Here is a 25,242-nt window from a genome sequence, read left to right as displayed (position 1 = left end):
GTGTGGGAATCGCCAAACGTACGTTGTGAGTTGCAGCAGACGTTTTTCGTCGTACCCCGGTGTAACCATGAACGCTCGATTCAATCCCACGCACGCTGTAAAACAGGCTTGTTTGTGGGTGCCATTGGTGCTGGCCGCCGGCGGATGCAACTGTCTGTGCAATGGTGGCGGCTGCATTTCGCCACCGGGACCAATGAATTACCAACAGGCCAATGCGGTCGTCCACGACCCGTTCCCCCAGGCCGACCTCGGTCCGAATGACCATTCCATGCGCCCGCCGGACTACCAAAACCCACTGTCATTGCCGGTGCGAAACCAAACCAAAACGCAAGTCGCGCCCTGGTTGGGACCCTAGAAACATTTCACCTCGTAGCCAGCTATACAGCACGCAATGACAGCGATGTGAAGCCAGCGCATTCGCGTCAGGCATTGGTTTTTGGTAACCCGACGCGTCAGCGAGGGATCCCGCAAACACCCTAAATCCCTCGCTCACGCTTCGGGTTACCATAAAAGCGCAACTTCAAAATCTGGCTCCCCTCTCCCCCGAGCGCTGGCTTCAAAACGTCAGCCTCTTGTCCTGTAGCCGGTCTCTTTGAGGCCGGCCGGTCTGTGTTCCCGCAATCAGGCCCACAGCGCAGTGCGACAAGTCCGCGTGGGAATCAGCGCGTCGAAAACTTGAACGTCGTTTTCGTATTGTATTGGTCGCCGGGTTTTAGAATCGTCGACGGGAAAGTGGGCTGATTGGGGCTGTCGGGATAGTGCTGCGTTTCCAAGCAGAACCCGCCTCGGTGCAGATACGGCTTGCCGGACTTGCCGATCAACCGTCCATCCAGAAAGTTGCCGCAGTAGAACTGAATGCCCGGTTCGGTCGTGGAAACTTCCATCACCCGTCCGCTGGTCGGCTCATACACGGTCGCGGCGACCGTCATGTCACCGGTGCGTCCGGCTTTGTCGAGAACCCAGTTGTGGTCGAAACCGCCGCCGAACCGCAGTTGTTCATTGTCGGCTTCGATGTCGCGCCCGATCGGTTTGGCGGTGGTGAAGTCAAAGGGGGTGCCTTGCACGGCAGGCGTCTTGCCGGTGGGGATCAATGTTTCGTCGACCGGCGTGTAGCGATCCGCGTTGAGCATCAATTCGTGATCCAGAATCGTACCCTGGCCTTCACCTTTGAGATTGAAATAGGTGTGTTGGGTCAGGTTGATCGGAGTCGCTTTGTCGGTGGTCGCGGTGTATTGGATTTCGATGGCATTGTCATCGGTCAGCCGGTAGGTAACCGAGCACTTGAGGTTACCCGGATAGCCTTCCTCGCCGTCTTTTGCCAGATACGTGAGCGTCACGGCGTTGGCATCGTCGTCCACGCTGGCGTCCCAGATGACTTTATCGAACCCGATGATCCCGCCGTGCAAGCTGTTGGGGCCGTTGTTGGTTGCCAGCGTGTAGGTTTCACCGTCGATCGTGAATTTTCCTTTGGCGATGCGGTTGCCGTAACGACCCACGACGGCGCCAAAGTAGGGTTTGTCGACGGCGTTGGTGTAGCTGGCAATGTCGTTGTATCCGAGTGCCACGTCTGCCAACTTGCCGTCGCGGTCAGGAACCATGATGGAGGTGATGATGGCACCATAATTGGTGATCCGAACCGTCATCCCCTGTTTGTTCTTCAAGGTGTAGAACTGGATGTCGTCGGCCGGAGTGACTTCCACGGCAGAGCAGTTGTTCGTCAGTGGAGCGGACGCGGTGGTCAGCAACGCTGCGATCAGCAGGGGAAACAACGCGGTCGTCAAACCAGCGGGCACAATCGTTCGAATCATGGCAGGGGTCTCTCGGTGAAAAAATGGCGTAGCAAACGCGGGGGGGACACTAGGCGGACAGGTTGGGTTGCAAGATCACTTTCATGGCACCTTTCTCGCCGGCGTATAACCGCGAGAACCACTCGGGGCCTTCTTCCAAACTTGCGGTGGCAGTGATCAACGGTTCGACTTGGATCGCACCGGTTCGCATCAACTCAATACAGGCCGGGTATTCGCCGCAGGAGGCGCAGGTACCCAGCACGTTTAGTTCGCGGGTCACGATCGCTTGCAACGGCATTTCAACGCGTGGGGCCAAGTTGCCGACCAGTGTGACCGAGCCGCCTTTGCGGACGCAGTTGATGGCCGTTTCGATCGTGGCGCTCGCACCGACGACTTCCAATGCCACATCGGCGCCACGTCCAGCGGTCAACTTTTTGACTTCGGCAACCACATCGACTGCGTCCGCCTTCAGTGCCACATCGGCGCCGAGTGCGATCGCCGCGTCCAAACGGTCTTGGTCCAAATCGATCGCGATGACTTTCGCACAGCCGGCCAAGCGAATGGCTTGGATGGCCAGCAACCCGATCATGCCGCTGCCGACGACAACGGCGGTGTCACCCAATACCACGGGGGTGCGGTTGGCGGCGTGCACGGCCACCGAAACCGCTTCAATCAATGCCGCATGTTGAAACGGCATGTCTTTGGGCAGTTGGTAACAGATGTGTTGCGGAACCGACACCAATTCCGCAAACGCACCGTGCCGACGGTAGTCGCCACAGGAAACTCCCAACACCGTGCGGTTGTCACACAGATTGATTTCGCCGCGACGGCAATGAAAACACTCGCCGCAGGAAACGGTCGAATCAAACGTCACGTGGTCGCCGACGGCAAACCCTTCGACGTCGCTGCCGACTTCGGTGACAACGCCGGCTGCTTCGTGTCCCATCACCAACGGCGGAATGCGGCGGCCACTGCTGCCGTCATAGCCGTGGATGTCACTGCCACAAATCCCACATGCCTGGACCTTCACCAGCAGGTCTTTGGGACCGATGGTCGGATTGTCAACTTCGGTGACTTCCAGTTTCTTGTATTCGGTCAGGAGCATCGCTTTCATGCTGGTCGGTCTCAGGGGAAAAAAGTGGGGGGGACGGTCAACACATTTGGGGATAAGCGTAAAACATAATCTGTCGGACGCAATGAGTTTCAGCACGGGCGGAATACGAGCGTTATCCAAACAGGATCGCGATCACCACCGATGCCGTGATCAACATCGCGCCGCCCAGACGTAGCCCCATGGTTTTGCGGGTTTGGTCGGCTTCGCTGCCGCCCCAAATCAGCGCCGCGCCCCAGGCCAACAGGACGCCCCAAATGCCGCGCATTGAATAGACCACATTGATCCGCGGTGCGTCGCCGAAAACCGACAGCGCGAACACAATGCATACCGCTTGCAGGGCGATCAATAGCCCGCCGATCAATAGCGAGCGGCGGACGGCGGGGTCGGCGAACTTGTCACGCTGGAATCCGCCCAGAAAGACCAGCGAATACACCGCGACACACCAGAACATCAGCGGCAAAAAACGACCGGATGACCAAACCGCGGTTTCAGACGTACAGAATTTTTGAACCAGAACGTCAAACACCGAAAACGAGACGCTGGCGCCCAACACGCTTAAGATCGTGTACCACACCCGTCGTCGTTTGCCGGTTCCGGTCCACTGGACCAGCACGATCCCCAGCGTCGCCAGTGCGGCCGCCAGCCAGATCGCGAGCGGCAGAACTTGGCCGCCCAGCAATGTCGCCAGGATGGCAACCAGTAGCACCTTGATTCCGAACAGCGGCGCCGCGACCGAGACGTCGCCGTGGCTGATTGCCGAAAAGGTTCCGATTTGGCCACTGATATAGAACAATCCCACCAGCGCCGGTTGCCACAGCGCCCCGATCGGCAGCGGCCCGTCGGCAGTCAACCAAAAACCGGAAAACAAAATCGCTGCCCACCAATTGGCGATCAGTGAAACCGTCCAGGGATTCGTCCCCGCCGTTGTCGCTCGTTTCAAGAACAACAATCCACAGGCGAACAGCAGGCTGGCCAGCAGCGGGAAAATCAGGTGATAAGAATGCTGGATCACAAAAGCAGACGCGGCGGAGTGGGCGGGCGGATCTGGGGTTTCCGGTCGTGGATCTCGGTAAAGATCCTGCGCATGGGGGCGTTGCCAAGATCCACTGCGGCTCACCGGAGGAATCAGCTGACATGGACGACTTGCCAGCTTTTTCCTGGAAAAAAGCCCGCTCCAAGGCACCCCTGCGTTATCATCGCTGTGTCAGTTTCTGGCAATGCGAGGGATTTAAGAAAGCGTTTGGCGATAAACTTTGCGGTTTTCGACGAATGTTTGCTGAAGTTCACGCACCATCACTTGACGTCTCGCGTAGCGATTTTGCATAACCAACCGCGTTGAATTGGTCATTCACCCTCTTTGGTACCCCCCGTCATGAACCCTCGGCAAAAAATCGCATCGATTTTCGCCGTCATCGCATTGCTGGGTGGCAATGTCGCGGGCTGGGTTCACTTGCATCAACACAGCAGTGATCGATGCTGTGGAACAGGGCTGGTCTGCCACCAGGACGTGAGTCACCAGGTTCTGGACGCTGGCGACAGTGTTTCGCATTCCCACTGCCACCACAGTCATCACTGCGGCGATCTGGTGGTGGCCGGCGAAACACCGACGCATCAACACCCAACGGTTAAGCATTCAGCGACTGGGCATTCAGCGACTGGGCATCCCGCACCGCCAGCGCACGACTCGGGTGATTGTGCGATCTGCCAACTGCTTTTTAACTACCGCAATGCAGCGTTGCCGCTGATCGCTGCAGTCGTCTTGCAAACCGCGGCACCCATACAAAGTGTGCCCGCCGACTGCCAAGTCGCCGGTCACGGCTTTACCGACTCGGTTCATTTCCTGCGTGGCCCGCCACTGGTTTGAACGAATCCCACCCGCCGCGTTCGGCTGTGAACTCGGCGTTTCGTTCCACCAGTTTCTCTGATCGCCCCGGGCGACTGCCGCCAACCCATGTTGTTACACGGTGGCTGTGTCGTAACACCTTTCCTGCCGCCACAAGAATTCGGCACATTGGATCGGTTTGCGGGTGTGATCTGGGGAATCTCCCCCCCCTGCTCCACCAATCAACTGAAATGAAATCCTACAAGAACCGGACCGCGTTCACGCTGGTCGAATTACTGGTCGTGATTGCGATCATTGGCATCCTGGTCGGTCTGTTACTGCCGGCCGTGCAGGCAGCCCGCGAAGCCGCGCGGCGTGCCTCGTGCCAAAACAACATGCACCAAATCGGTGTCGCGCTACACAATTATCACAGTGCGTTCAAACAACTGCCCAGTGGCTGGATCGCTGACGACGATGACCATCACGAACCGGGATGGGGCTGGGCGGCCGCCATTTTGCCTCAGATCGAGGCCTCGGCAGCCTATCAGGACATCAATTTTTCACTGGCGATCGAAGAGGACGCGCATGAAGACGTGCGGCAGACATCGATCGAGGCGTTCATTTGCCCCTCTGATATTTTAGAGCCGTTGTTTGCGATCGGCGAAGGAGACGACCACGGGGATGATCACGATCATGGTCATCACGACGATGATGATGACGACGACGACCATGACCACGGGGGAAGCGCGCACGTTGATTTGGTCGACCATTCCCTGTTCCAGATCGCCAAGAGCAACTACGTCGGGGTCTACGGCACGACAGACATTCACGAGGACTTGTATCGGGGCGACGGACTGTTTTATGGCAACAGCCGTCACCGCTTCCGCGACATCCTGGATGGTCTCAGCCAGACCCTGATGGTCGGTGAGCGTAGCAGTCGATTGGGCGGATCGATTTGGCACGGTGTGATTCACGATGCCAATCAGCCGGCCGCGCGGGTGATCGGGGCGGCCGACCATGTGCCCAATGATCCTGTCGGGCACTTCGAAGATTTCGGCAGCTACCATGCCGACGGGGCCCAATTCGTACTCTCGGATGGTTCGGTCAAATTCATCACAAAATTTGTCGACCTGAAAATCTACCACGCGTTGACAACACGCGCCAAAAAAGAGGTCGTGCAAGCCGACGACTTTTAACCGGCGACGGCTGACTCGCCATTGATCAGTTGGAATGGCAGTCGGGCGGTCGTCGATCAGGCTGGTGGATCAGCCGCCACGACGGGCGCTACCGGTGCGTCTCTCCATCACGACAACGGCCAGAATCGGTCTCGGTCCGCTGGTTGCAGGGATTTAGAGGGGGGATCAAGTGAATCCCCCTTCAATTCAAGCTTCACAGAGGAAAACCGAGATGAAATTGTATTCTCACGCTGCGATCACCGCCGTCTTGTCCGCCGCTGTTCTGGTTGCCACACCAAACGTGTTGCAAGCCCAAGAGCAACATGCCGACGATCACCAGGCGATGCACGACGCTAAACTGCCCAAGCATGCGGTGGCCGTGTTGGCCTCGACCAGCGACAGCGACGTCAAAGGCGTGCTGATGCTCGATCAGATGGAGGGCTTTGTTCGTGTTCACGGCAAAGTGATTGGACTGACGCCCGGGGAGCATGGATTTCACATCCACGAATTTGGTGACCTGACCAAGGCAGACGGGACGTCGGCAGGCGGTCACTATGCACCGGCTGGCCATGATCACGGCGCACCGGGGAAGCAGAGCCATGCCGGTGACCTGGGAAACATCACCGCCAATGACGATGGTGTGGCGACGGTCGATATCAAGGCCGAGGATCTCAAGTTGCACCTGGTTCTGGGGCGATCGATCGTCGTACACGGTGGCAAAGATGACTTGAAAAGCCAGCCTTCCGGTGCCGCCGGTCCGCGTGTGGGCGTTGGCGTGATCGGGGTTGCCAACACCGAAGCCAAGTGAGTCAGCAGCAATCGTGTCCAGGCCGGTGACCGTCTCAGGTCGCCGGTCGCCGAATCGCGGGGGGGGCAGAGCGTGGTTTTTGAAGCCAGCGCTTTCGCATGGGGAGCATTGGTTTTTGGCAACCCGACGCGTCAGCGAGGGATCCCGTCAACACCCAAAATCCCTCGCTCACGCGTCGGGTTGTGATAAAAACCAACGTCAACAAACACGCTGCCGGTACTCGCAAGACCTGACACTAGGCTAAGTTGTTTCCCGCCGTTGGCGTAAAAAGACCCCAACTAGAGTCGGCACCCATTCGGCCGCCGGTTGCCTCTCTGGCGAGTCTTAGCGGATGCCGAAGCCGCTGCTGCGATCGAGGGAATCTGTCCAGGTGATGATGCTGTCTTCGATCGTTCCGGCGGGGCGAGATTGGATGCGATCGAGCAATTCTTTCAGATCCGATTTGGGGCCGTCGGCATCCAATAGCACGTCGCCGTCGATTTCGTTTCGGACGAATCCGTTGACGTTCAATCCACGGGCGTGGTGCAAGACGGTGGCGCGAAAGCCGACGCCTTGAACCCGACCGCGGAAGCGGGCGATCAGACGGGCATTCATGACGGCGAGGTTTCCATCGGATTTTGATCGACCGTCTCCGCCACCGCAATCGTTTCCGGGGACTGTTGGACGCCGGCGGGTTGGGTGCGATGCACGACCACCAAGCACATGTCGTCAAACGGCGGTGCATCACCGACGTGTTCTAGCACCGCTTTGACGATCTGGTCTTTGATCTCGCCGCTGTCTTTGTATTCCGCCACGATTTTGCGAATCGCTTCGATTCCAAACTCATTGTCCTTGGCATCCATCGCCTCGTTGATGCCGTCGGTGTACAGCACCAGGATGTCGCCGGCGTCGATCTTGCACGTGACGGCTTCGTAATCCATGCCCGTGTCGATCGCGATCGGCAGACCGGATTCTTCGGCCCCGGGTTCGCTGATTTCGCCTGTGCTGGCACTGCGCACGATCGGTGGCATGTGGCCGGCGTTGACAATCGTCACCGAGTCGCTGGCCGGATCAATCACCACCAGCAAGAACGTGATGAAACGCTCCACCTCCAGCACGCTCATGCGATCGTTTAGTTTTTCGATCGCCAGCGCGACATCGGGTTGGCCGGCCAGGCAGAACCGTGTCTCGGCCGACAGTTTGGCCATGAACATGGCTGCGGCAACCCCGTGTCCGACGACATCAGCGACCACGATTCCGACCCGCCCATCGGGCAATCGGATGTAGTCAAAATAGTCGCCGCCGATGTGGTTGGCAGCTTTATAGAAGCTATCGACTTGATAGCCCGGCCAGTCCAAGGGCGCCTGGGGCAGGAACGCTTTTTGAACTTCGATGGCCAGTTTCAGGTCTTGTTGGACTTCGCGCTGTTGCAGTGCTTGTTCGTGCATCTGCGCGTTGCTGATGAGGATCCCTGCCTGGGCGGCGACGCCGGACAACAGGTCGATGTCTTCCTCGGCGAATTGTCCGCGTCCCTGCGTCGAATCGATTTGGATGGCACCAAACATCTTGCCATCGCCGTCTCCCAGCGGGGCGCAAATCATGCTTTTGATCGAGAAATCGGCGATCGATTCGCTGCTATTGAAACGCGCGTCCTCCATCGCGTCGAACGATAGAATCGCTTCGCCGGTCGAGATCACACGGCGAATAATGGTACGGCTGATCCGCACTGTTTCGGTTTCGTCGCGCGACTGTCGGGTTTTGACCCAGCGTGTCCGCAATTGGCCGTCGGCGGCTTCCATCACGATGAACCCACGGTCGGCCGACGGGAAGATCGCGAACAGGCTGTCCAAAATTTTCGGCAGCACTTCGTCCAACGACAGCGTGTTGCTGAGGTTGCGATTGATCTTCAGCAGGGCTTCGAGTTTGGCTTCCGGGGTGGCCCGCATTTTCAGTCCGTCACCGGACTTTTCGAACTCGACCTGGGGGGCAACCACGCGAGACGATGAATCCGGTTCATCGTCCACCATGACAATGCCGAAATTGGTGCCACTGAACGAGACCTCGGCACCGCGAGCGGCGAACTCTGGCACCGCGTCGGCATGAAAGACCAATTCGATATCGCTGATGCGAATCCGATCGCCTTCCCGCAAGACCTGGTCGCCGGACAGTTTGCCGCCGTTTAGAAACGTACCGTTACGACTGCCTAGATCGACGACGCGAAACTGGTCGTTCTTCTCGCGAACGACTTTGGCATGGAAACGGCTGACGGCCCCGGCGTCGACAACGACGTGACAATCCGGGTGCCGTCCGATAGACGTTTCCTGTTCGGTTAATTCAAAGCGTTGTGGACCACTGTTGAGTGCGCCGGCGGCCGCATCGGCATGGCCGGCAAGTGCACTGCTGTTGGGACTGGTTGACAAAAATGCCATCGAATCATTCGGCTCCCATCGGTAGTTCCAGTCAATCGCTTGAGTTTACTACAGCGTCATATTCCGTCTCGACTTCTTTTTCGGTTCGGCGTAGTGGACGAGGCAACGAGTCCTGTGCTTTCCACAGACTCATTGGGACTCGTCGCCTCGTCCACTACCCGAAAACCAAGCTGCGTCGGAATACTAGTCTTTGGCCTGCTCGGTCTTTTCAGTCACCGAGTTGTCTTCGTACTTGGCTTCCGGAATCGCCGAATGGTCTTTCTTGGCCAACACGCTGTGAGAAACCGGGAACGATTTGTTTGCTTCGTCCTGGGCATCGGAAGCAACTTCTTCCTCGGTCACCTTGGCGTTTTCGACAACCAGTTCAACGACTTTCCGCTCGACGATTTGGTTTCGCAGGGCATCCATTTGCCCGGTTTTTTCCAATCGGGCACGCACCTTTCGCTCGCTTTCGCCGGACTGTTGGGCGATCAGCATGACCTCCTGTTCGAACTCTTGTGGTTCGGCATCAAGCGATTCTTCTTCGGCGATTTGCTCCAGCACAAAGTGCTCTCGCAGCGCGGATTCGGTCGAGGCTTTGGCGTTTTGTTGCAAGGCGTTGACGATTCCACGGATCGTGGTTTCATCGAATCCGTTGCGGCGCATTTCCAACACGCGACGTTGCAGTTCGCGATTGGTTTGGCGACGAACCAGGTCGGCCGGCAATTCGAAATTGACCGACTCGGCCAATAGGTCGGTGACGGTTTTGCGGACCGCTTGTTGAGTGCGGTATTCGGCTTGGCGCGTCAGCGATTCTTTGATGAATTCGCGGAGTTCCGTTTCCGATTCAAAGTCACCGAGTTCTTCCAGCAGTTCGCTGTCGATTTCGATGCTTTCGAGCTTCTGCACCTCTTCGATTTTGACTTCGGCAACGATCTTGCGATCGGCATCGGACTCGTCGTCGGTTTGGCCCAATTTGACAGGCGTGCTGACCGTGTCGCCTTCCTTTTTGCCGGCAACGTCTTTGCCGAACTGTTCGCAAACACCGTCGGCCAGCGACAGGGCGTCTGCCAACGTGATGCTCTCTTCTTCCAAGGTCGACAGCACTGCGTCGCCTTCTTTGAAAGTGATCGTGACCAACAAACGGTCGCCGATCTCAGACGGTTCGTCGGTGGCTTCGAATGTTGCGCGGTCTTTCAAAACGCGATCAAGCGCCTGGGTGACCGCTTCGTCATCAACCTTTTCGACCGGCTTGGTCAATGCCAGGCCTTTCCACTGCGGTGTTTCGAATTCGGGGCGAACTTCGATCGAAAATTGGAACGAAAACGGACCGTCACCGGGTTCAGGGATCGAGTTGTAATCGAAGTCCGGTTCGCTGATCGCCGAGAACTCTTGGTTGTCGGTGACTTGAGCCAGGCTGTCCATTAACAGCTTGCCTTTGACCTGTTCGACAACGCGATCTTTGAACTGCTTTTCCACCAGTCGGCGCGGGGCACGACCACTGCGGAAACCCGGGACTTGGGCCTCGGGTACCAGTTCGTCATAAGCATCTTTTAGATAGCGTTGGACTTCGGATTCGGGGACGGTAACAACGACGTCACGGACACAGGCCTGGGGTGAGCTGACCTGGACGTCCAATTGGAGCGGCGTTGTTTCTTCTGCGGTTTCTGGGGAATCGATGGACGTGGACATCCTGTGACGCACCTTGCACGGGGACGGAGTGGACTGACATACAAATATTGGCTTGCCTGCAGCGAGAAATTTTCGTTTGCAGGATCATGCTTCACAATTGCGAAGCCCGTAATCTATCGCCGACGAGGGAAAATCGGCAAGTCTGGGCGGAGATTTTGCGCGGCAAGATTTTTTTCGCTGCGGAAATTCGGCAATTTTGGAAAACAATCGGCCTCAAGTTTGGCTCAGGGCTTGCCGATTCCAGACTTCTACGCATAATCCCCATCTCGAAAGTGCAACGCGGCTGTAGCTCAGTTGGCAGAGCATCACGTTGCCAACGTGATTGTCGTGGGTTCGAATCCCATCAGCCGCTCTTTCTTTAAAAGCCCACTTGGCAGACCGCCAGGCGGGCTTTTTTGTTGGCCTGCGGTCGTAGCGGCTCTCTCTCTCTTCGTAGCTGATCCCGCCAGGGTTCAGTCGGGTCAGGGCTCCGGGGGAGGAATCTGAACCGTGGCCGGTCCAGCTACGGCTTGGTGCTCTTCGTAGCTGATCCCGCCAGGGGTCAGACGGGTTTGGGCCCGGGGGCATCTGAACCGTGGCCGGTCCAGCTACGGCCTGGTGCTCTTCGTAGCTGATCCCGCCAGGGTTCAGACGGGTTTGGGCCCCGGGAGACATCTGAACCGTGGCCGGTCCAGCTACGGCTTGGTGCTCTTCGTAGCTGATCCCGCCAGGGTTCAGTCGGGTCTGGGCCCCGGGAGAAGTCTGAACCGTGGCCGGTCCAGCTACGGCCTGGTGCTCTTCGTAGCTGATCCCGCCAGGGTTCAGACGGGTCAGGGTTCCGGGGGACATCTGAACCGTGGCCGGTCCGGCTACGGCTTGGTGCTCTTCGTAGCTGATCCCGCCAGGGTTCAGTCGGGTCTAGGGCTCGGGGGAGAAATCTGAACCGTGGCCGGTCCAGCTACGGCTTGGTGCTCTTCGTAGCTGATCCCGCCAGGGTTCAGTCGGGTCAGGGGCCCGGGGGAGGAATCTGAACCGTGGCCGGTCCAGCTACGGCTTGGTGCTCTTCGTAGCTGATCCCGCCAGGGGTCAGACGGGTTTGGGCCCGGGGGCATCTGAACCGTGGCCGGTCCAGCTACGGCCTGGTGCTCTTCGTAGCTGATCTCGCCAGGGTTTAGTCGGGTCAGGGCCCCGGGGAGGAGTCTGAACCGTGGCCGGTCCAGCTACGGCTTGGTGCTCTTCGTAGCTGATCCCGCCAGGGTTCAGTCGGGTCTGGGCTCCGGGGGGCATCTGAACCGTGGCCGGTCCAGCTACGGCTTGGTGCTCTTCGTAGCTGATCCCGCCAGGGTTCAGGCGGGTTTGGGCCCCGGGGAGAAGTCTGAACCGTGGCCGGTCCAGCTACGGCCTGGTGCTCTTCGTAGCTGATCCCGCCAGGGTTCAGGCGGGTCAGGGCTGCGGGGGACATCTGAACCGTGGCCGGTCCAGCTACGGCAATCCTAAAGGTCTGCCTTTTCGTTGCCTTGGGCGTCGTAGCGATTGAAGGCAAAATAGGCGAACGGTACGGGCAGGCACAGGATCAGCAGGTAGAAAAACCAGCCGATGACGATGCCGAGGGCGAGCGACAGTGCTAGGAAAATAGCCCAGACCCACCAAGTGTCACGCCAGAGTCCGCCGAGCTGGTTCACGAGTTTGGTTGCTCCGCCTGGGAATTCAGGCTGTTGGGTCTTGAGGGGAGGTGGCTTTGTGGTCGCTTGACAGCAAGTTCTGCGCCCACGTCGCTTGGGTGTGAGTGGCTTTTCTTTGATCTGCTGTGATCGTCTGCCTTTGCTGGCGATCGTGCAACCACGTCGTTTTACGGCTTTTTTGCGGTGCGAAGCCCGTTCGGCGAGTTCGCGGTCGTAGGGTTCGGGATTTTCGAGAATCTTTTCTGACGTTTTTGCGAAGAGCCGTTGACGCTCGACGGGAGCAACCCTACATTCTCGCCCTCCCACGTGGCAAGCGTCACTCGGGAAGTTGTCTTGCGGCAGTTGGCCGCGTGGCAATTGTGTTCTTTGCCGCCATCCCTCTCTTTGCTTGGATAGATACTGTGTCAGCCGGAGCCAACGAAGTTATTCGGATTCGTATGGAAGCATACGATCACTCCGTGCTTGATCAGAGCGCCCAGGAGATTGTGGATACCGTCAAGCGTACGCACAGCGAAGTGCACGGGCCGATCCCGTTGCCGACTCGCGTTGAGCGTTACACTGTATTGTCCAGTCCTTTTGTGAACAAGAAGGCTCGTCAGCAGTACGAGATTCGCACTCACAAGCGGTTGATCGATATCGTTCAAGCGACTGCCAAGACGATCGAGGCATTGAACAAGCTGAGTCTGCCCGCCGGGGTTGATATCAAAATCAAGGCTTCGGCTCGATAGGTGCGGATTGTCGTCGTTTGCGACGGTCCGTCTATGTTGGCCCGGTTTTGTCGGTGCCAGCTGAAGTTTCAAAGTTTTTAGGTTCGGTATTCCGTATGAACGGATATCGCTTCCGATAACCCAAGCCGGTGTGCCTGGTTTGCGGTTCGGGGCGTTAAGTTCAAAACCCAGATACGAGCGATGAGACGTTGCGGCGAGAGTCGTGATGCTAGAGCTATGTCACCATCAATACTTGGTCGAAAAATCGGCATGACTCAGGTCTACGAAGAGGACGGCACTGTCGTTCCCGTGACCGTGATTCAGGCTGGTCCCTGTAATGTGCTCCAGATTCGTTCGGTCGATCGTGACGGCTATTCGGCTGTCCAGTTGGGTTTTGAAGACAAGCCGCGTCGGCTTGCGAGTCGCGCCGAGCGTGGTCATGTTGCCAAGCTCGAGAGTAAGCGAAGTAAGAAGCGTGCCGAAGCCGGCGTTGAGCTGGTTGAGAAGGCCGGTTGCGAGCCGCAGCGTTTTATTCGCGAATTTCGTGGCGAAAGCGATCTTTCTGTCGGTGCAACTGTGACCGTGGACGCCTTTGAAGGTGTTGGCAGTGTCGATGTGACCGGCACGAGCAAAGGTCGTGGTTTCTCCGGTGTAATGAAGCGGCATAACTTCTCTGGGCAGCGTGCATCTCACGGTGTCAAGAAAGTTCACCGTCACGCCGGGGGTACTGGTTGCAGTGCTTCGCCGAGTCGCCTGTTCAAGGGGATTCGCATGGCGGGCCAATACGGCAATGTTAAGGTGACGACCCGGAACCTGGCTTTGGTTCGTGTGGTTCCCGAAGACAATTTGATGCTGATTCGCGGTGCAGTTCCTGGGCCCAATGGTGGCCTGGTTGTGATCCGCAAAACGAACAAGGTGGGTTAGTCCAGATGGCAACGCTCTCTGTCTATAACGAGTCCGGCGAAGAAGTCGGTAAATACGAAATCGATTCCGAGGCTGTCGCGGATCGGATTAGTAAGCAGCTGCTTCACGACGCGGTGGTGATGTACGAGGCGAATGCTCGCCAAGGTTCGCACAACACCCGTACGCGTGGTCAGGTTAGCGGAACGAACAAGAAGATGTACCGCCAGAAAGGTACCGGTCACGCACGTGCCGGTAGCAAGCGAACCAATGTTCGTCGTGGTGGTGGCGTGGCTCGCACGATTAAGCCGCGTGACTATAGCTATCGTCTGCCCAAAAAGGCATTGCGTCGAGCCACTCGGATGGCGATTCGCAGCAAGATTGATGATGGCGAGTTGCTGGTGATCGATCAGTTGGCGTTTGATTCGCCCAAGACAAGTCGGATGGCTTCTGTATTGAAGGCGTTGGGCTTGGAGGCGACGACGACGTTGGTTGCGACCGCGGAGATGGATGTGCCGGTTTATAAGAGCGGGCGGAACATTCCCGGTGTTGTGATTCAGCCGGTGCGTCAGTTGAATGCACTGACGGTGCTCAAGCCGAAGCGAATGCTGGTTACTAAGGCGGCGTTGGACAAGATCAAAGATGGCTCGTTTGCCGATGGGCAGGCTGTCTAATATCGGCCCGTGCTGATCGTCAGCCTGGCGCTGCAGCCCGACCGCTTTTACACATCAAAACAGAAGAATTTGAGCAATGGCAAGAATTCAACCGCCGGCCAAGCCGGAAACGAAAATCAAACTCGAGCCGCACCAGATCCTGTTGCGACCGCTCGTAACCGAAAAAGGTGTTCACCGCGCGACTCGACACAACGAGTATGCGTTTGAGGTTCATCAGCAAGCGACAAAGCCTGAAATCAGGGCCGCCGTTGAAAAGCTGTTCGAAGTCAAAGTCGACAAGGTCAACACGCAAACGCGTAAAGGCAAGACTCGGCGGACCAAGAACGGTTTGGGGCGGACGTCTGATTGGCGTCGAGCCATCGTGCACTTGCACCCCGATCACAAAATTGACTTCTTCTAGGCCGCTGCAATTGCAGTGACTTGCTAGAAGAATCCGTCGAGACGGCGGTAAAACAGAATCCTTTATTTCCTACCAGCCAGATAGAACGCAGCGATGGGAATTCGCATCTACAAGCCGACCAGCCCTGGTCGCCGTAACGCATCGGTCAGCGATTTTGCTGAACTGACGCCCGGCTACTCGGTCGAGAAGGCTCTGCTGAAACCGAAACGAAAGACCGGTGGTCGGAACAACCAGGGCAAGATCACCGCGCGTCACCGTGGCGGTGGCCACAAGCAGATGTATCGCGTGATCGACTTTCGCCGGGTGAAAGACGGTGTTGCCGCGACCGTTGACTCGGTTCAATACGACCCGAACCGTTCGGCTCGGATCGCATTGCTGAAGTATGCCGACGGCGAAAAACGTTATGTCATCGCCCCGTCCGGGTTGAAGGCTGGCGCGACGATTTTGAATGGTGCCGAGGCACCTCCGACGCTCGGTAACTGTTTGCCACTGAAAGACATTCCCTTGGGCACCACGGTGTGCTGTGTGGAGATGCGAATCGGTGGCGGTGCGGTGCTTTGCCGATCGGCAGGAACCGGGGCGACGTTGATGGCTCGTGAAGCCGATTGGGCTCAGTTGCAATTGCCTAGCGGCGAAGTGCGACGGATTCCTAGTCGATGCCGGGCCACGATCGGTCGCGTCGGAAACAGCGAACACATGAACGTCGTGTTGGGTAAAGCCGGTCGAGCTCGTTGGCTCGGCCGCCGACCACACGTGCGTGGAACCGCGATGAACCCGGTCGATCACCCGCACGGTGGTGGTGAAGGTCGGACCAAGGGCGGTCGTCACCCGGTCAGCCCGCAGGGCAAGAGTGCCAAGGGTGGTGCAACTCGCCAGAAACGTAAACCAAGTAACAGCTCGATCGTTCGTCGCCGCAAGAGTAAGCGGTACGGTCAATTGAAGCTGCATAAGTAAGCGACAGATAACGGACACCAGGAAGCAACCCAAGCAGGTAGCTGAAGAACGATGAGCCGCAGTAGCAAAAAAGGTCCCTTCGTCGACCCCAAGCTGTACTTCAAGGTGCAGAAGCAGGCCGAAGAGGGTAAGAAAACGCCGATCAAGACTTGGGCACGTGCATGCACGATTGTTCCTGAGTTCATCAATCTGACGTTTATGGTCCATGACGGCCGCAAGCATGTCCCGGTCCTAGTGAGCGAAGACATGGTGGGTCACAAGTTGGGCGAATTTGCACCGACTCGGACTTTCAAAGGTCACGGCGGCAAGAAGAAATAAGGTCACATGATGTCAACATTTACAGCAAGCCATCGCAACGCTCGCATCAGTGCCCAAAAGGTGCGTCTGGTGGCCGATTTGGTGCGTGGTCAATATGCCGACGAAGCTTTGGATACGTTGAAGTTCCAGCCGCAGCGTGGTGCCCGAATGCTTGAGAAAGTGATTCGCAGTGCCGTCGCCAACGCACTGGACCCAGATCAGACCAGCGGTCATCCGCACCGGATCGAGGAGCTCGTGTTGACCGACGTGCGTGTCGACGGCGGTTCGATGTTCCGACGGATGCGTCCGCGTGCCCGTGGAAGTGCTCACATTATCAAAAAACGAAGCAGTCACATCAGCGTCAAAGTGACGCCGATCGACGAAATCTAAGGCCCCCTCGGAAACCACACAGAAAGAGTCGTAACGATGGGACAAAAAGTCAACCCGATCGCGTTTCGTACCGGAGTCACCCGCGGCTGGGCAAGCCGTTGGTACGCATCGAAGCAAGATTTCGCAGACTTGTTGTTGGAAGACCGCAAATTGCGGAAGTTCATCACCAACCACCCCAAGAAAACACAATACAAGAACGCCGGCATCGACCGCATCGAGATCGAACGCACCCGTGATGAAGTGCGGGTCATGATGTTCGTCGCTCGGCCGGGTTTGATCATCGGCAAGAAAGGCCAAGAGATTGAGATTCTGCAGGCAGAGTTGCAGAACCTGATCGGCCGTCGGATCAACTTGAAAGTGGAAGAGGTCGGTCGCCCTGAGCTGATGGCTCAGTTGGTTGCCGAAGACATTGCACAACAGTTGCAAAAACGATCGAGTTTTCGTCGCACGATGAAACGATCGCTGGAGCAAACGATGGACGCAGGAGCCAAAGGGATCAAGATCCAGTTGGCCGGTCGATTGGGCGGAGCCGAAATGGCACGCCGCGAAAAACAAAGCATGGGCTCAATTCCATTGAGCACATTGCAGGCGAAGATTGATTACGGAACGACTGAAGCGATGACGCCACAGGGGCACATCGGTATTCAGGTTTGGATTAACCAAGGTACTTACGGAGACGACAGCGATGGCGTTGATGCCCAAACGGGTCAAGCATCGAAAAAGCCAAAGAGGGCGCATAAAAGGTAGTGCGACTCGTGGCAACACGGTCGTCTTTGGTGACTACGGGATTCAATCATTGGAACCCGGTTGGATCAAAGCGACAACTATCGAAGCTGGACGGATTGCAGCACAGCAGTACGTTCGTGGTGAAGGAAAACTGTACATTCGAATTTTTCCCGACAAGTCTGTGACCAGCACCCCGCTGGAAACTCGGATGGGTAAAGGTAAGGGTGAACCGGATTTCTGGGCCGCGGTCGTCAAACCTGGCACGATTATGTACGAGCTTGGCGGTGTGACTGAACAACAAGCCAAGGTTTGTTTCGCCCGTTTGGCGAGCAAGCTGCCGGTGAAAGTACGCTTCGTCGAACGACGAACGTTCTAATTTAACCCAACACATTGATATTGATTAATAGGCCTGGTCATGACCAGCACTAGTGAACTGAGAGAGATGAGCGACGAACAGCTCGTTGCAACCGCCAACGAGGCGGCTACAGCGTTGTTCCGACTGCGATTCCAATCTCAGTCAGAGCGTTTGAATACGCCCAGCGATATTCGCAAAAACCGACGTTTGATCGCTCGGGTCAAAACGATCCAAAGCGAGCGAATCAAAGCAGCCAATAATACCCCAGCCGAAGCGTAGCAACATGCCAAAACGCGTTGTTTCGGGCATCGTCACCAGCGATAAAATGGACAAGACGCGCCGCGTCGAGATCAATCGTTCGGTGAAGCATCCCAAGTACAAAAAATACATCAGCCGTCGCACCGTTTGCCACGTCCACGATGAAACCAACGAGTCACATATCGGTGACTTGGTCGAAATCGTTGAATCGGCGCCGGTCAGCAAGTTGAAACGCTGGAACCTGGTTCGAGTGATTGAAAAGAGCACCGAAGTCGATTTGGTTGCCCTGCGTGCGGCTCGTAAAGAAGCCGAACAAGCCGAAGCCGCTTCGGCCGGATCCGAAACCGAGTAACCATCGGTTTTCGTGGTTCTAACGAAGAGATCCATTCGGCCGCCAGAGAGATTCTGGCGTTTCGAAGCGATCGAAACAAAAGCAAATCAGTAACAACGATCGGTTCCAGTTTTGGAGCCGGTTGTCCCGCAGCGAGTCATTCGCCTGTGGCACCCCAGTCAACATAGATATTGATCATCCGCCGCAACCGGCCGTGACAGATGTCAGTCACACCCACCGAGCGGTCGTAAGCCGAATAAATCAGCCATGATCCAACAAGAAACCCGTCTCGACGTAGCCGACAACACCGGTGCACGCCAAGTGATGTGCATCAAGGTGCTCGGTGGCAGTCGTCGCCGGTTCGCCCGCGTCGGCGACATCATCGTGTGCAGCGTGAAAAGCGTGATCCCCGGCAGCGAAGTCAAGAAGAAGTCGATCGTTCGTGCGGTGATCGTGCGAACCAAGACACCGGTCCGTCGCAATGACGGCAGTTACATCAAGTTCGACAGCAACGCTGTGGTCTTGATCGATAAAGACAAGTCGCCGCGTGGGACGCGGATCTTTGGTGCAGTGGCCCGCGAGCTTCGCGAGCAAAGCTTCATGAAGATCGTCAGTCTCGCCAACGAAGTGGTTTGATTTGCTGTCCGCGGCAAGATTACCAACAACAGAATTTTAGCGGAGCGGCAACAGCCGCCCGGTCCATACAGAGTATTCCAGTCATGTTGCTCCGAGTTGAAGACGAAGTGCTAGTGATTGCCGGCGGTGATAAAGGTCACCGTGGTAAGGTGCTGGTCGTTGATCGCAAGAAGAACAAAGTCGTCGTCGAAGGCGCCGCATTGGTTCGTAAGCACGTCAAAAAGAGCCAGAAGAATCCGCAGGGCGGACGGCTCAGCAAAGAGATGCCCATCGACGTCAGTAACGTCATGGTGATCGATCCGTCGACCGACAAACCGACTCGGTTGGGCGTGCGTTATTTGGAAGATGGTTCCAAAGAGCGTTATGCAAAAAAGAGCGGTGCCAGCATGGGCAAAATTGCTCCGGCACGTGACAAATACAAGCAAGCCTGACACACACGCGTACCCTCCGCGCAACTGAATTAGAAATGGCAGACACACCACGACTCCAAACGGCCTACCAGGACACCATCCGGCAACAGATGGTTGAAAAGTACGGCTACAGCAATCCGCACCGGGTGCCCGCGCTTCAGAAAATCACTCTGAACATGGGCGTCGGGCAAGCGATCGGCGACAAAAAGATCTTGGATCTCGCGAACGACGCGATGACTCAGATCGCTGGTCAAAAACCGGTGATCACGATCGCCCGGAAATCGATCGCGAACTTTCGGTTGCGTGAAGGCATGCCGATCGGTTGCATGGTGACGCTCCGTCGCCAACACATGTATGAATTTTTAGACCGTATGGTTTCGATCGTCTTGCCTCGTGTCCGTGACTTTCGCGGGATCAGTCGCAAAGCGTTTGACGGCAGCGGTAATTACACGATGGGATTGACCGAATTGTTGGTGTTCCCAGAGTTGAACCCTGACAAATTCACGCGTCCCCAGGGCATGAACATCACCTACGTGACATCGGCCAAGACCGATGACGAAGCACGTACGTTGTTGGAATTGTTCGGCATGCCCTTCAAGGCTGCACCGGGAAAGAGCGACGCTGCGTAAGCGTTGTTTTAGAATTCACTTTATTTTGCAAATCGTTTCACAGCTGCAACCCAAAGACAGCCAGTGGCAAGTAAATCAAAAATCGCCAAGGCAAATCGGACGCCGAAGTTCAGCACCCGACGCGAGAACCGATGCAAGTTCTGCGGTCGACCTCGTTCGGTCTACCGCAAGTTCGGTTTGTGCCGAATCTGTTTCCGCGAGAATGCGAACTTGGGTTTGATCCCCGGTGTTCGTAAGGCCAGTTGGTAAGACAACGGAGCGACGAAAAGCCATGATGACAGACCCAATTGCCGATATGTTGACCCGAATCCGCAACGCCGTTCGCGTAGAGCGTGCGTTTGTGGACATTCCTGCCAGCCGCGTCAAACGCGGGATTGCCGACGTGCTCAAACGCGAAGGTTTTATCTGGGATTGGTCGGAGGTCGAAGAAAGCCCCGTCAATGTCCTGAGACTGGAACTGAAATACGGTGCCAACGGCGAACGCGTGATCCAAACGATCCGCCGGATGAGTAAACCCGGTCGACGCTTGTACGCACACTGCAAAGATTTACGTCCGGTCCTGGGCGGGATGGGTATCACCATCATCAGCACCAGCAAAGGTGTGATCAGCGACCGTGAAGCGCGACGCGAAAAAATTGGCGGAGAAATTCTTTGCGAAGTGGCTTAATCGCCGCCCGCAAAGAAGCAAATCCGCAACGCGGCACACCCCGTTGTGCCTGGATATCAATACATTAACGTTTTCAGCCAAGTGATCTGAAATGAGTCGTATCGGAAAGAAACCTGTTGACATCCCTAGTGGTGTCACCGTCGGCGTTGCCGACCGTGTGGTCACGGTAGAAGGCCCCAAGGGGAAACTGTCGTTTACCCACCGGCCAGAAATCAATCTTGAGATTGAAGACAACACCATCACCGTCAGCCGTGGTGGCGAAGATCGCACCAGTCGCGAGCTGCACGGTTTGACCCGCGCTCTGGTGGCCAATATGGTCGAAGGCGTCACCAACGGGTACGAAACCAAGTTGGAAATCGTCGGTGTCGGCTACCTGGCAACGATTTCCGGTGACACGCTGCAATTGCGCGTCGGATATGCCAACGAACTGCATCGTAAGATCCCCGCGGATTTGACGGTTGTTTGCCCCGACAACACACACATCGTTGTCCAGGGCTGTGACAAGCAACGCGTGACCCAGTTCGCTGCCGAAATCCGATCGTTGCGGAAACCTGAACCTTACAAGGGCAAGGGGATTCGTTACCAAGGCGAATACGTTAAGATCAAACCCGGTAAGGCTGCCACCAAGTAGGCGGCGCGTACCCATTCGAAATAGGCCGCGAAATAGGACGGCATTGAAATGGACAAAAACAAAAAACTCGGCAAACAACGACTTCGACGTCGTAACCACGTACGCAACGTGTTGCGTGGTTCGGCGACACGGCCTCGGCTGTGTGTGAATCGTTCGCTGAAACATTTCGGCGTGCAACTGATCGATGATTCGACCGGGAACACGTTGGCAAGTGCCAGCACCAAAGACAAAACGGTTCGCGATTCGATCAGCGCCGGCGGCAACTGCGAAGCCGCTGCTCAGATCGGCAAGATGATCGCTGAAAAGGCTGGTGCGGTCGGAGTCAAAGAAGCCAAATTAGATCGTGGGCACAACAAGTATCACGGGCGTGTCAAGGCATTTGCCGACGCCGCTCGTGAAGCCGGATTGGTGCTGTAGAAGGTCCATGGCGAAACATATCCCACAAGAACGCTATTCAACTTGCCGCTGGTCAAAACAGCGGCTAACCGAGGGTCGGAACAATTAGTACTGGAAGCAATCAAAATCGTCGCCGTGGCGGACGGCAAGCCGAGGAATCGAAAGATGACGGGCTGCTCGATCGTGTGGTGAAGATCAAACGCTGTGCAGCGGTCGTCAAAGGCGGTCGCCGGTTCAGCTTTGCTGCAATGGTCGTCGTCGGCGACGGACAAGGCAAAGTCGGCTGGGGATATGGCAAGGCCAACGAAGTCCCACCGAGCGTTCAAAAAGCAACGAAACAAGCCACCCGTGACATGATCAAAGTGCCGCTGGTCGAGGGCAGTATTCCTCACCAGGTTTGGGGCAGCTTTGGTGCGGCCAAAGTGACATTGATCCCCGCGGGAGCGGGTACCGGTATCATCGCCGGGCAAGCCGTTCGTGCGGTCTGTGAAGCCTGCGGGATTCACGACATTCTGACCAAATCTTACGGGACCAATAACCCCGTGACCCTGGTCAAAGCCACCGTGGCCGCCTTGGCCCAATTGCGGACTCGAGAAGAAACCGCTGCCCTTCGCGGTCTGACCGTCGAAGAAATGACTTCCTAAAAAGACAACAAGATCCCCGGTTGCGGAGCGAATAAGCCCGTCCGGGGCTCATCAACTGCAACATTGCTAAACTTGGTTTCGTTATGAACCTGAATGACGTCCATCGCGGAATTCAAAAGAACCGCAAACGTAAACGCATCGGACGTGGTCCGGGCAGCGGCACCGGCAAAACAGCTGGCCGTGGTCACAAAGGCCATAAGAGCCGAAGTGGTTACAGTCGTAAGCCCAGTTTCCAGGGCGGTGCGATGCCGATGTTCCGTCGGATCCCGAAACGCGGCTTCAACAACCGTTGGGCGCTCAGCGTGTTTGCCGTCAATGTCGGTAAATTGAACGACAACTTCGAGGACGGTGACGAAGTCACTCTCGAAGCAATGTCGGCCAAAGACGTTGCCAAAGGCACGTTCGACGAAGTCAAGATCTTGGGCGATGGCGAATTGACCAAGAAGCTGACCGTGTCGGCCCACCGTTTTAGCAAGTCGGCTGAAGAGAAAATCACCGCTGCCGGTGGCACGATCAACAAGTTGGCGCCCAAGCGGACGCCAGCTGAACGCGTCGCAGCGTTGAAAGAAACTAAGTAGACACAGGCGTTGCCTGGCTAATGAGACCACTCCAAAACGTCAGTCGCTTACCGCGTGCTGACGTTTTGTTTTGCAGGGTAGCCACGGGCGCGTTGCTCTCGCCCTAATCAGCCAAAAACACTAAATTCCCGCAGGCGGTCACCGACTCGGCGATTTGTCGACCGTGCCGCAACCGAAATCAACGAAAGATGGATCGAGCGAATGCTTGAAAAACTGCGAATCATGATGACCATCCCTGAACTAAGGAAGAAGATCTTCCTGACGCTCGGGTTGCTGGCAATTTACCGGATCGGTTTTCACATCCCGTTGCCGATGGTCTCCAATAACCCATCGAATTCGGCGGGTGGGGGTGCAGCTGACTTTTTGGAAAAAGTCAGCTTGTTCGCGGCCAGTGACCTGCGTCAATTGACCATCTTTGGTCTTGGCATCATGCCGTATATTTCGGCGTCGATCATTTTGCAGTTGTTGGGCACCACGGTGCCCGCGCTGGCTGAACTGAAAAAGGAAGGCCAAGCCGGACAGAAAAAGATCAACGAATACACGCGTTATCTGACCGTGTTGATCTGCTTGGTGCAAAGCTGGATTTATGTCTCGGTGATGCTCAGTGCCAGCGGGCCTGGTGGTGGAAACATCAACCCCAACTTTTTGAATGCAGCCGGCACAGATCTGTATCTGCCCTGGCAATTCGTCGCGGTCGCGGTGATGACCTGCGGGAGTGTGTTCCTGATGTGGTTGGGTGAACAGATTGACGAACACGGGATCGGTAACGGGATCAGTTTGTTGATCATGGCTGGGATTTTGGCCCAGATGCCCAAGGCCCTCTACGAACTCGTTCGTAACATGGAAACACAACTGACCGGGTTGAGCCGCGGTCAGGTCGGGATCGAAACGTTGATCCTGTTGTTCATCTTGTTTATCGGCGTCGTGGTCGGTGTGGTGTTTATCACCCTCGGCCAGCGCAAGATTCCGACTCAGTCAGCCAAGTTCACACGTGGTCGCAAAGTCTACGGCGGTACCCGTCAGCACTTGCCATTGCGGATCAACCAAGCCGGCGTGATGCCGATCATCTTTGCCAGCAGTTTGTTGATGATCCCGGGTGTCGCATTCGGATTGTTGGCGGGCGCCTTTGAAACGGGTGGACCGATTTTCAAAGGGCTGAACCTGCTTAGTTTGACCATGCAAGATCAGGCCTCGTACTTCTTTAACCTGCTGTACGTCGCGTTGATCTTTTTCTTCTGCTACTTCTGGACTGCGATCACATTCAATCCGAAAGAGATCTCCGACAACCTGCGTGATAGCGGAACGTTTATCCCCGGGTATCGTCCCGGCAAACGAACGACGGACTACTTGGAAAAGGTGATGGTTCGAATCACCTACGTCGGTGCGGCTTTCTTGTCGATCGTGGCGATCGTGCCAACGATTGTTTATGGGTCGCTGGGTGTGCCCTATTCGATCGCCGGGTTCTACGGCGGTACGGGGTTGTTGATCGCGGTCAGTGTGGCGTTCGATTTAGTGCAGAAGATCGACAGCCACTTGGTGATGCGAAACTATCGTGGCTTGTTAGAGGGTGCGGGCGGCGGAGTCAGCCCGGTCGTCTAGACCACATCACGTCATTCCCTGCTATTCGCCAGGTTTTCTTCCGGTGCGTATCGTCTTTATCGGGCCACCGGGTGCTGGCAAGGGAACACAGTGCAAGCGTCTGGCCAGTGAGCTTGCCATCCCGCACATCTCCACCGGCGAGATGTTGCGGGCCACCAAAGGTGAATCAGAGCTGGGCGAATTTGTCGCCGGCTACATCGATCACGGAAATCTGGCACCCGATGATCTGGTGATGCAAATGATCACGGACCGTCTGTCCCAGCCGGATTGCTGCGACGGTTACCTGTTGGACGGTTTTCCGCGAACGGTCAACCAAGCGATTCGGTTGGATACCTATCTGTCCGAGCGGCAGCAATCGGTCGACATCGTGTTGGAATTGGTCGTCGAGCAATCGGTCTTGGTCGAGCGACTGTTGGCGCGGGCCCAGACGGAAAATCGAATCGATGACTCGATCGAAACGATTCGGGCGCGGTTGGAGGTGTTTTTTCGGCGGACCGCGCCGGTGCTGGATTACTATCGCCAGCGGGGCATGATTCGCTCGATTGACGGGTCGCTGCCGCCCGAGTCGGTGTTTCAGGCGATCCGAGCGGAATTGAATCTGCCAGGCTGATGCC

Annotated in this window: 33 protein-coding genes and 1 tRNA gene; 27 read left to right on the top strand and 7 right to left on the bottom strand. The window is 56.5% G+C overall.

Translation table 11 applies throughout. The features are described 5' to 3' along the window. The first annotated feature begins 67 nt into the window (after positions 1–67). Positions 68–355 carry a membrane or secreted protein gene (locus NHH03_RS00850; protein ID WP_253153752.1) on the top strand — a complete coding sequence of 96 codons (288 nt, stop codon included), beginning with the start codon at positions 68–70 and terminating at the stop codon, positions 353–355. Positions 356–659: 304 nt separating this feature from the next. On the opposite strand, the gene NHH03_RS00845 is transcribed toward NHH03_RS00850, so the two are convergent. The 3 genes from NHH03_RS00845 to NHH03_RS00835 all read right to left on the bottom strand — a co-directional run bounded on the left by NHH03_RS00845 (position 660) and on the right by NHH03_RS00835 (position 3,913). Further along, complete coding sequence (locus NHH03_RS00845; RefSeq protein ID WP_253153750.1) at positions 660–1,808, bottom strand: aldose epimerase family protein; 1,149 nt, start codon at positions 1,806–1,808, stop codon at positions 660–662. A 49-nt stretch (positions 1,809–1,857) separates the two neighbouring features. Further along, positions 1,858–2,901, bottom strand: coding sequence for a galactitol-1-phosphate 5-dehydrogenase (locus NHH03_RS00840; protein ID WP_253153748.1), 1,044 nt, complete (start codon positions 2,899–2,901; stop codon positions 1,858–1,860). A 112-nt stretch (positions 2,902–3,013) separates the two neighbouring features. Further along, positions 3,014–3,913, bottom strand: coding sequence for an EamA family transporter (locus NHH03_RS00835; RefSeq protein ID WP_253153746.1), 900 nt, complete (start codon positions 3,911–3,913; stop codon positions 3,014–3,016). 360 nt (positions 3,914–4,273) lie between these two features. On the opposite strand from NHH03_RS00835, the gene NHH03_RS00830 reads away from it, so the two are divergent. From NHH03_RS00830 to NHH03_RS00820, 3 genes are all read left to right on the top strand, one after another. Beyond that, on the top strand, positions 4,274–4,765 hold the full coding sequence (locus NHH03_RS00830) for a hypothetical protein (RefSeq protein WP_253153744.1): 492 nt from the start codon (positions 4,274–4,276) through the stop codon (positions 4,763–4,765). A gap of 209 nt (positions 4,766–4,974) precedes the next feature. Next, the gene (locus tag NHH03_RS00825) at positions 4,975–5,919 is read left to right on the top strand and encodes a DUF1559 domain-containing protein (protein WP_253153742.1); all 945 of its coding nucleotides are present in this window, start codon (positions 4,975–4,977) and stop codon (positions 5,917–5,919) included. Between the two features lie 211 nt (positions 5,920–6,130). After that, the gene (locus NHH03_RS00820; RefSeq protein ID WP_253153740.1) at positions 6,131–6,706 is read left to right on the top strand and encodes a superoxide dismutase family protein; all 576 of its coding nucleotides are present in this window, start codon (positions 6,131–6,133) and stop codon (positions 6,704–6,706) included. A gap of 324 nt (positions 6,707–7,030) precedes the next feature. On the opposite strand, the gene NHH03_RS00815 is transcribed toward NHH03_RS00820, so the two are convergent. From NHH03_RS00815 to tig, 3 genes are all read right to left on the bottom strand, one after another. Next, complete coding sequence (locus NHH03_RS00815; protein WP_253153739.1) at positions 7,031–7,300, bottom strand: acylphosphatase; 270 nt, start codon at positions 7,298–7,300, stop codon at positions 7,031–7,033. Continuing rightward, entirely contained in the window at positions 7,297–9,114 is a 1,818-nt protein-coding gene (locus tag NHH03_RS00810; RefSeq protein WP_253153738.1) for a SpoIIE family protein phosphatase, read from the bottom strand. Before NHH03_RS00810 ends, NHH03_RS00815 begins: the two co-directional genes overlap by 4 nt. Positions 9,115–9,297: 183 nt before the next feature. Beyond that, a complete protein-coding gene (gene tig / locus NHH03_RS00805) occupies positions 9,298–10,785 on the bottom strand; it encodes a trigger factor (RefSeq protein WP_253153736.1) in 1,488 nt (495 codons plus the stop codon). A gap of 279 nt (positions 10,786–11,064) precedes the next feature. On the opposite strand from tig, the gene NHH03_RS00800 reads away from it, so the two are divergent. After that, positions 11,065–11,137, top strand: a tRNA-Gly gene (locus NHH03_RS00800). Positions 11,138–12,257: 1,120 nt separating this feature from the next. Here the strand turns inward: NHH03_RS00800 and NHH03_RS00795 are convergent. Next, positions 12,258–12,446 (bottom strand): hypothetical protein, encoded by a 189-nt coding sequence (locus tag NHH03_RS00795; protein ID WP_253153734.1) that lies wholly within the window; start codon positions 12,444–12,446, stop codon positions 12,258–12,260. Between the two features lie 401 nt (positions 12,447–12,847). On the opposite strand from NHH03_RS00795, the gene rpsJ reads away from it, so the two are divergent. From rpsJ to NHH03_RS00685, 22 genes are all read left to right on the top strand, one after another. After that, positions 12,848–13,174: a 30S ribosomal protein S10 gene (gene rpsJ / locus NHH03_RS00790; protein ID WP_147871869.1), complete on the top strand. Its 327-nt coding sequence runs from the start codon at positions 12,848–12,850 to the stop codon at positions 13,172–13,174. A 249-nt stretch (positions 13,175–13,423) separates the two neighbouring features. Continuing rightward, complete coding sequence (rplC, locus tag NHH03_RS00785) at positions 13,424–14,077, top strand: 50S ribosomal protein L3 (protein WP_253153732.1); 654 nt, start codon at positions 13,424–13,426, stop codon at positions 14,075–14,077. A gap of 5 nt (positions 14,078–14,082) precedes the next feature. Next, the gene (rplD, locus tag NHH03_RS00780) at positions 14,083–14,727 is read left to right on the top strand and encodes a 50S ribosomal protein L4 (protein ID WP_253153731.1); all 645 of its coding nucleotides are present in this window, start codon (positions 14,083–14,085) and stop codon (positions 14,725–14,727) included. A 76-nt stretch (positions 14,728–14,803) separates the two neighbouring features. Then, entirely contained in the window at positions 14,804–15,127 is a 324-nt protein-coding gene (rplW, locus tag NHH03_RS00775) for a 50S ribosomal protein L23 (protein WP_253153730.1), read from the top strand. Between the two features lie 93 nt (positions 15,128–15,220). Then, positions 15,221–16,081, top strand: a complete 861-nt coding sequence (gene rplB, locus NHH03_RS00770) for a 50S ribosomal protein L2 (protein ID WP_253153728.1) — start codon at positions 15,221–15,223, stop codon at positions 16,079–16,081. 51 nt (positions 16,082–16,132) lie between these two features. Then, the gene (gene rpsS, locus NHH03_RS00765) at positions 16,133–16,399 is read left to right on the top strand and encodes a 30S ribosomal protein S19 (protein WP_253153726.1); all 267 of its coding nucleotides are present in this window, start codon (positions 16,133–16,135) and stop codon (positions 16,397–16,399) included. 9 nt (positions 16,400–16,408) lie between these two features. After that, on the top strand, positions 16,409–16,768 hold the full coding sequence (gene rplV, locus NHH03_RS00760; RefSeq protein ID WP_315861414.1) for a 50S ribosomal protein L22: 360 nt from the start codon (positions 16,409–16,411) through the stop codon (positions 16,766–16,768). Positions 16,769–16,804: 36 nt separating this feature from the next. Beyond that, on the top strand, positions 16,805–17,515 hold the full coding sequence (gene rpsC, locus NHH03_RS00755) for a 30S ribosomal protein S3 (RefSeq protein WP_253153723.1): 711 nt from the start codon (positions 16,805–16,807) through the stop codon (positions 17,513–17,515). Further along, positions 17,463–17,870: a 50S ribosomal protein L16 gene (gene rplP / locus NHH03_RS00750; protein WP_253153722.1), complete on the top strand. Its 408-nt coding sequence runs from the start codon at positions 17,463–17,465 to the stop codon at positions 17,868–17,870. The genes rpsC and rplP overlap by 53 nt, the downstream gene beginning before the upstream one ends. Positions 17,871–17,909: 39 nt before the next feature. Next, complete coding sequence (rpmC, locus tag NHH03_RS00745; RefSeq protein WP_253153721.1) at positions 17,910–18,128, top strand: 50S ribosomal protein L29; 219 nt, start codon at positions 17,910–17,912, stop codon at positions 18,126–18,128. A gap of 4 nt (positions 18,129–18,132) precedes the next feature. Next, the gene (gene rpsQ, locus NHH03_RS00740) at positions 18,133–18,459 is read left to right on the top strand and encodes a 30S ribosomal protein S17 (protein WP_253153719.1); all 327 of its coding nucleotides are present in this window, start codon (positions 18,133–18,135) and stop codon (positions 18,457–18,459) included. A 246-nt stretch (positions 18,460–18,705) separates the two neighbouring features. Further along, positions 18,706–19,074, top strand: a complete 369-nt coding sequence (rplN, locus tag NHH03_RS00735) for a 50S ribosomal protein L14 (protein WP_253153717.1) — start codon at positions 18,706–18,708, stop codon at positions 19,072–19,074. A gap of 83 nt (positions 19,075–19,157) precedes the next feature. Beyond that, the gene (rplX, locus tag NHH03_RS00730) at positions 19,158–19,505 is read left to right on the top strand and encodes a 50S ribosomal protein L24 (protein ID WP_253153716.1); all 348 of its coding nucleotides are present in this window, start codon (positions 19,158–19,160) and stop codon (positions 19,503–19,505) included. Between the two features lie 35 nt (positions 19,506–19,540). Further along, a complete protein-coding gene (rplE, locus tag NHH03_RS00725; protein WP_253153715.1) occupies positions 19,541–20,113 on the top strand; it encodes a 50S ribosomal protein L5 in 573 nt (190 codons plus the stop codon). A gap of 63 nt (positions 20,114–20,176) precedes the next feature. Continuing rightward, entirely contained in the window at positions 20,177–20,362 is a 186-nt protein-coding gene (locus tag NHH03_RS00720; protein ID WP_253153714.1) for a type Z 30S ribosomal protein S14, read from the top strand. Between the two features lie 22 nt (positions 20,363–20,384). Further along, positions 20,385–20,780 (top strand): 30S ribosomal protein S8, encoded by a 396-nt coding sequence (rpsH, locus tag NHH03_RS00715; protein WP_253153713.1) that lies wholly within the window; start codon positions 20,385–20,387, stop codon positions 20,778–20,780. A 91-nt stretch (positions 20,781–20,871) separates the two neighbouring features. Continuing rightward, entirely contained in the window at positions 20,872–21,411 is a 540-nt protein-coding gene (rplF, locus tag NHH03_RS00710; protein WP_253153712.1) for a 50S ribosomal protein L6, read from the top strand. 48 nt (positions 21,412–21,459) lie between these two features. Further along, positions 21,460–21,828, top strand: a complete 369-nt coding sequence (gene rplR, locus NHH03_RS00705) for a 50S ribosomal protein L18 (RefSeq protein ID WP_253153711.1) — start codon at positions 21,460–21,462, stop codon at positions 21,826–21,828. A 152-nt stretch (positions 21,829–21,980) separates the two neighbouring features. Beyond that, positions 21,981–22,451, top strand: a complete 471-nt coding sequence (gene rpsE / locus NHH03_RS00700; RefSeq protein ID WP_253153791.1) for a 30S ribosomal protein S5 — start codon at positions 21,981–21,983, stop codon at positions 22,449–22,451. Positions 22,452–22,534: 83 nt separating this feature from the next. Further along, complete coding sequence (gene rplO / locus NHH03_RS00695; protein WP_253153709.1) at positions 22,535–23,029, top strand: 50S ribosomal protein L15; 495 nt, start codon at positions 22,535–22,537, stop codon at positions 23,027–23,029. Between the two features lie 201 nt (positions 23,030–23,230). Further along, positions 23,231–24,628, top strand: coding sequence for a preprotein translocase subunit SecY (gene secY / locus NHH03_RS00690; RefSeq protein ID WP_253153707.1), 1,398 nt, complete (start codon positions 23,231–23,233; stop codon positions 24,626–24,628). 43 nt (positions 24,629–24,671) lie between these two features. After that, positions 24,672–25,238, top strand: a complete 567-nt coding sequence (locus NHH03_RS00685) for an adenylate kinase (RefSeq protein ID WP_253153705.1) — start codon at positions 24,672–24,674, stop codon at positions 25,236–25,238. Positions 25,239–25,242: the final 4 nt, after the last annotated feature.

The organism is Stieleria tagensis (genome assembly GCF_024129865.1).
Classification (GTDB): Bacteria; Planctomycetota; Planctomycetia; order Pirellulales; family Pirellulaceae; genus Stieleria; species Stieleria tagensis.
This window is presented reverse-complemented; position numbering and strand designations above follow the sequence as displayed.